Origin of the sequence: Citrobacter sp. A316, from assembly GCF_002042945.1 — a bacterium.
Taxonomy (GTDB): domain Bacteria; phylum Pseudomonadota; class Gammaproteobacteria; order Enterobacterales; family Enterobacteriaceae; genus Citrobacter; species Citrobacter portucalensis.
In genome coordinates, this window is record NZ_MVFZ01000040.1 from 1 (window position 1) to 4,785 (window position 4,785).

Annotated in this window: 5 protein-coding genes; all 5 read right to left on the reverse strand. The window is 48.6% G+C overall.

The window, feature by feature from the left end; all coding sequences use genetic code 11:
* On the reverse strand, window positions 1–194 hold a 194-nt coding region (locus BZK41_RS27440; RefSeq protein WP_216350692.1), incomplete at its 3' end, for a toxin VasX.
* Between the two features lie 20 nt (window positions 195–214).
* Window positions 215–364, reverse strand: a complete 150-nt coding sequence (locus BZK41_RS27350) for a hypothetical protein (RefSeq protein WP_172313311.1) — start codon at window positions 362–364, stop codon at window positions 215–217.
* Between the two features lie 38 nt (window positions 365–402).
* Complete coding sequence (locus BZK41_RS26640) at window positions 403–1,434, reverse strand: putative type VI secretion system effector (RefSeq protein ID WP_079940170.1); 1,032 nt, start codon at window positions 1,432–1,434, stop codon at window positions 403–405.
* A gap of 38 nt (window positions 1,435–1,472) precedes the next feature.
* A complete protein-coding gene (locus tag BZK41_RS26645; RefSeq protein ID WP_079940171.1) occupies window positions 1,473–2,507 on the reverse strand; it encodes a putative type VI secretion system effector in 1,035 nt (344 codons plus the stop codon).
* 135 nt (window positions 2,508–2,642) lie between these two features.
* Window positions 2,643–4,785: T6SS effector BTH_I2691 family protein (locus BZK41_RS27355; protein ID WP_079940172.1), on the reverse strand; the 2,143-nt coding region annotated here is incomplete at its 5' end.

Genomic DNA, 4,785 nt, shown 5'->3' on the forward strand with positions numbered 1-4,785 from the left:
GCTTCCCAGTCCGTCAGGTATGGATAGTAGATATAGATATAGCCCCTGCGCATCGCACGCAGCGCATAGTGATAATTTTCACTTTCTGCCGGATAAGACGACGCTCCTGGTTTTGCCCACGCCGGCAACGACCTTTTAATATATTCAGGGACCACTGCATAACGGACAGGTAGTAATGCCGGTCCCTGTGACATACAGTCACATTTATGATTTGTCATTTCAGCCAACCCGATAAATTGCGCAGAATTTCCTGCGTTCGCGCCAGCTCACTTTTTTGCTGCAGATAGTTATGAAGCGGATATTTTTTATTACTGCCTTCAAGGCTTCTTCGTAACCCGTCCGAGAATTTCAGTTCTTTTTTCATACGTTATCCATGCCGTTAAGAACCATTCAACATCCGTATTAATAATAAAAAAAACAATGTGTCCCCCCTGAATAATCAAAGGGGGTACCTTTGCGCAGAGGGTTTGGCGGGTTCCCCGTTCGCTTCCACTCTTTTTTTCGCCGTTTATGGAGCGTATCCAGATTAATATCCGCCACGTGTTCCCAGCCCAACAGGGTGAATATCTCCTCTGACAGCGTTTCTTCCGGTAACGGTTTATGTTTGTAAATTGACCACGCCGCAGGAAGCAGACACATCACCAGCAGAAAAACTATTGTGCCTGCTATAAATATATAGAATATGGGATCGTAAAATGATGCCAAACCATCGCAACACAGCAATGTTATAAGGACAACTGCCAGGCACAGATAGCAAACCCGCAACGGGATACGCACTGCCGCCCGGCGCGCCTGGTTCTTTCCCCGGTAACACCCCGGCGTCATGCACAGGGACTGCTCCTCCGGCTTGTGGATGGCATACACCAGATACTCCTCGCCGACCGGGGCCGCCAGCAGCTCCACCTCCTCCCCTTCATAGCACCAGTGACATCCCAGCCAGCCGGAAAAACGCCTGCCGTTAATGCGCCCGGTCAGATACCAGGCCCCGCACAGTGCCCTGTCATAGTCCTGCAGCAGGGCCGAGGCAGTCCCTCCCGAGCCGCTGGCCGCCCAGACCACCGCCGATGCCGCCATCTTCTTTTTATACCGGGCGTAGTAGGCGCTTCCTTCCGGATAGGACAGAACGTCGAAATGCTGCACCACCCGCCGCTGCGTCAGTTTTTCAATGACGCCCCGAACCTTAATCAGCGGCGCCGGAGGCGGCAGCACCGGGTCCGGCGGGGCGTTTTTCAGCACGTCCAGCAGCTCTTTCTCTTTCAGGCGAAAATGTGCCAGCCATTTTCCTTTTTCATTTCTGGCCTCAATATTGCGCAGAATTTCCTGCGTTCGCGCCAGCTCACTTTTTTGCTGCAGATAGTTATGAAGCGGATATTTTTTATTGCTGCTTTCGAGGCTTCTTCGCAATCCGTCCGAGAATTTCAGTTCTTTTTTCATACGTTATCCATGCCGTTAAGAACCATTCAACATCCGTATTAATAATAAAAAAAACAATGTGTCCCCCCTGAATAATCAAAGGGGGTACCTTTACGCAGAGGGTTTGGCGGGTTCCCCGTTCGCTTCCACTCTTTTTTTCGCCGTTTATGGAGCGTATCCAGATTAATATCCGCCACGTTTTCCCAGCCCAACAGGGTGAATATCTCCTCTGACAGCGTTTCTTCCGGTAACGGTTTATGTTTGTAAATTGACCACGCCGCAGGAAGCAGGCACAACCCCAATGACATAAAACAAAACACAGCCAGCATCATGTAAAATTCCGGATCAGAAAATGCCTCCCATCCATTATGAATATGTATAACTGCAGGAGTCACTACTGCCAGGCTCAGATAGCAAACCCGTAGCGGGATACGCACTGCCGCCCGGCGCGCCTGGTTCTTTCCCCGGTAACACCCCGGCGTCATGCACAGGGACTGCTCCTCCGGCTTGTGGATGGCATACACCAGATATTCCTCGCCGACCGGGGCCGCCAGCAGCTCCACCTCCTCCCCTTCATAGCACCAGTGACATCCCAGCCAGCCGGAAAAACGCCTGCCGTTAATGCGCCCGGTCAGATACCAGGCCCCGCACAACGGCCTGTCATAGTCCTGCAGCAGGGCCGAGGCCGTCCCTCCCGAGCCGCTGGCCGCCCAGACCACCGCCGATGCCGCCATCTTCTTTTTATACCGGGCGTAGTAGGCGCTTCCTTCCGGATAGGACAGAACGTCGAAATGCTGCACCACCCGCCGCTGCGTCAGTTTTTCAATGACGCCCCGAACCTTAATCAGCGGCGCCGGAGGCGGCAGCACCGGGTCCGGCGGAGCGTTTTTCAGCACGTCCAGCAGCTCTTTCTCTTTCAGGCGAAAATGTGCCAGCCATTTTCCTTTTTCATTTCTGGCCTCAATATTGCGCAGAATTTCCTGCGTTCGCGCCAGCTCACTTTTTTGCTGCAGATAGTTATGAAGCGGATATTTTTTATTGCTGCCTTCGAGGCTTCTTCGCAACCCGTCCGAAAATTTCAGTTCTTTTTTCATAATTTATTCTTACAATATGTGAATACAACCATGTTGATATTTCTTAAATATCTTTATTGGAAAATATAAATCACTCTTATTTTCTGGAAGATTCTATTTTACGTAAGCATTCCGTCAGTGATTTTCCGCATTTCACTATAAGTTCTGTTTTTTTGCTTCAGAACAGCTATCAATATCTATCGAAAATTTTTCACCAAACAGCGTGTTCTGCAACCAGATTTGAATTTCATCTTCAAAAAAATACTCTTTCAGAGCATACTCTGCGACCACCAGAAGCAAAGCGAACTGCCAGGACGAGAGGGCGCCAATCCACTCAATACCCAGCGCATAAAATGCAGGTATCGCTGCGCGCCCCAGCCACATTTCCGTACTGCCGACAGCCGTACTCCAGCCAAATTTCGACATTAAAGCAGGCAAGACTTTGCCGCTGACTGAAATAATGGTTGTAACATCATTAAGAACCTTTCCAAAATACAACAATCTATATGCATTTTTTTTACTTCCTGCTTTCTCATCTTTTAATAGATATAAATCTGAAAAATCAGCCCCCAACGATGTAATAGCATTGAACATCGCACAACTGGCACCTACCCATTTCAGTTTCGGAAATGATTTATCATCCTTTTTTATGACATCCATCATTTTACTGACAATATCAATCGCGCCTCCCGTGGTGGCAAATCCCGCAGCGACCAGTTTGGCATAACTGGAAAAGTCATCACGTTTAAAATGGTCTGCCTGGTTATATAGCTCCGTCATATTAAAAAAAAGCACCAGAAAATTGATACTTGTCGCACGATAAGTATTTTTTTTCGCTCCCGTGATACTGAAGTCCGCAGTCGCCTTTTCCAGATCGGAAAACCGCACCTGAGCAATTTTTAAACGCCCTGACACTCTGTCCTTCTGAGGATTAATAAAGAGCATTTCGTTTATATAGTAACTACGCTCGGTCGCCCAGCCAAAATATTTACTCGAAAATGACTTTATCTCCGCTACTGTTTTACCTGCCGAAAGAGAACAGAGTGTTTTAACGACAAGATCGTTTAAAGTGTCCAGTTTCGGTCCCACACCCGAAACGGAGAATAAACGGGAACCCAGGGTTGCCATATGTTGATCAACTTGATACAGCACCCGCTTTGACCAGACTGCATCATTACCAGGTGGCTCATCCAGCGCAGCTGTTGCTTTACTAAACCCTTCGAATAATTTAACCAGGTCGCCGGATTTTGACTCAAAAAATGCCAACAAACTTTGTTCTGTAACCGGCTGACTCACCCCTTTGCGCACACTGGCAAGCAAAGACTCGGCAACAGTCATTAATTCAGGTGCATTATAAAAATGAGTACGCCAGACGAGGTTGTTTTCATCAGTAGTAGAATAATCTTTTATCCAGTCATCCAGTAAACTCACACTAGATTTCGCCGCACCTAACCCAGACATTGCAAAAGCTGCTATCTCACGAAAATGCAAATTATCCTGTGGAAGGTCAGAATAAAAGTCCTGCAGTGTACGAATAAAACCTGAAAATTTAAGCCATTGGCAGCGGAAACCAATTAGTACTTCGAGTTGTTTATCGATTTTGTGCGTCAGGTCCTCACCACATTTAATAAACGAATCCAGACGCTCTTGCTTTATCTTTCTTTTATATCTGCGCAGGCTATTTGCCACCCTCGAACTTTTCAGGCTCTGCTCCTGTCTTTTCTTCGCCTGACGCTCGAATTCTTCCCGGCTTATAATATTCGTATTGCCTTTCCGCCCCTCGTTCCAGACATACATTCCATATGCGTAATCCATATCACGAGATGTTGAAAGTGCCCCCCCCATTGCCGCGAGCTGCTGTTCCACATTCTGCTCAGCACTCTTTTTTATAATATTCTCGACACCGTTAATCAGACTCTGGGTGCAGAACTCCAGGGCACGTTCTTCACCATATATCTTCGCCATCGCCAGGACATCATTCGTCCATCCCGTCAGCTCATGCGTTATCCCTGTCGCATCATGCAGCGCCATCAGCAACGGCGTGACGGGGGAACCATCTGCCTTCACTCCCCGTTCCTTCATCTGCCGGATTGTGTTTCCGGCCACTCCGCTCTTCCACGGGTACAATGTCTCCTGCGGCCCCGGCTCTTTGACTATTGCATAGCGTTCACTCACACACTGGCTGACGCGGATTTTAGTCTGGGTGCCATACGGTAACAGCATTGCCGGACTCAGCTGGCTTCCCTGCGGCGCGATGTAATCCAGAACCCCTGCAAGATTGCCTGTCGTGGCTTCTGTC

Coding starts and splice junctions, on each gene's coding strand:
- BZK41_RS26645 (WP_079940171.1), bottom strand. CDS start 2,507: ATGAAAAAAGAACTGAAATTTTCGGACGGGTTGCGAAGAAGCCTCGAA.
- BZK41_RS26640 (WP_079940170.1), bottom strand. CDS start 1,434: ATGAAAAAAGAACTGAAATTCTCGGACGGATTGCGAAGAAGCCTCGAA.
- BZK41_RS27350 (WP_172313311.1), bottom strand. CDS start 364: ATGAAAAAAGAACTGAAATTCTCGGACGGGTTACGAAGAAGCCTTGAA.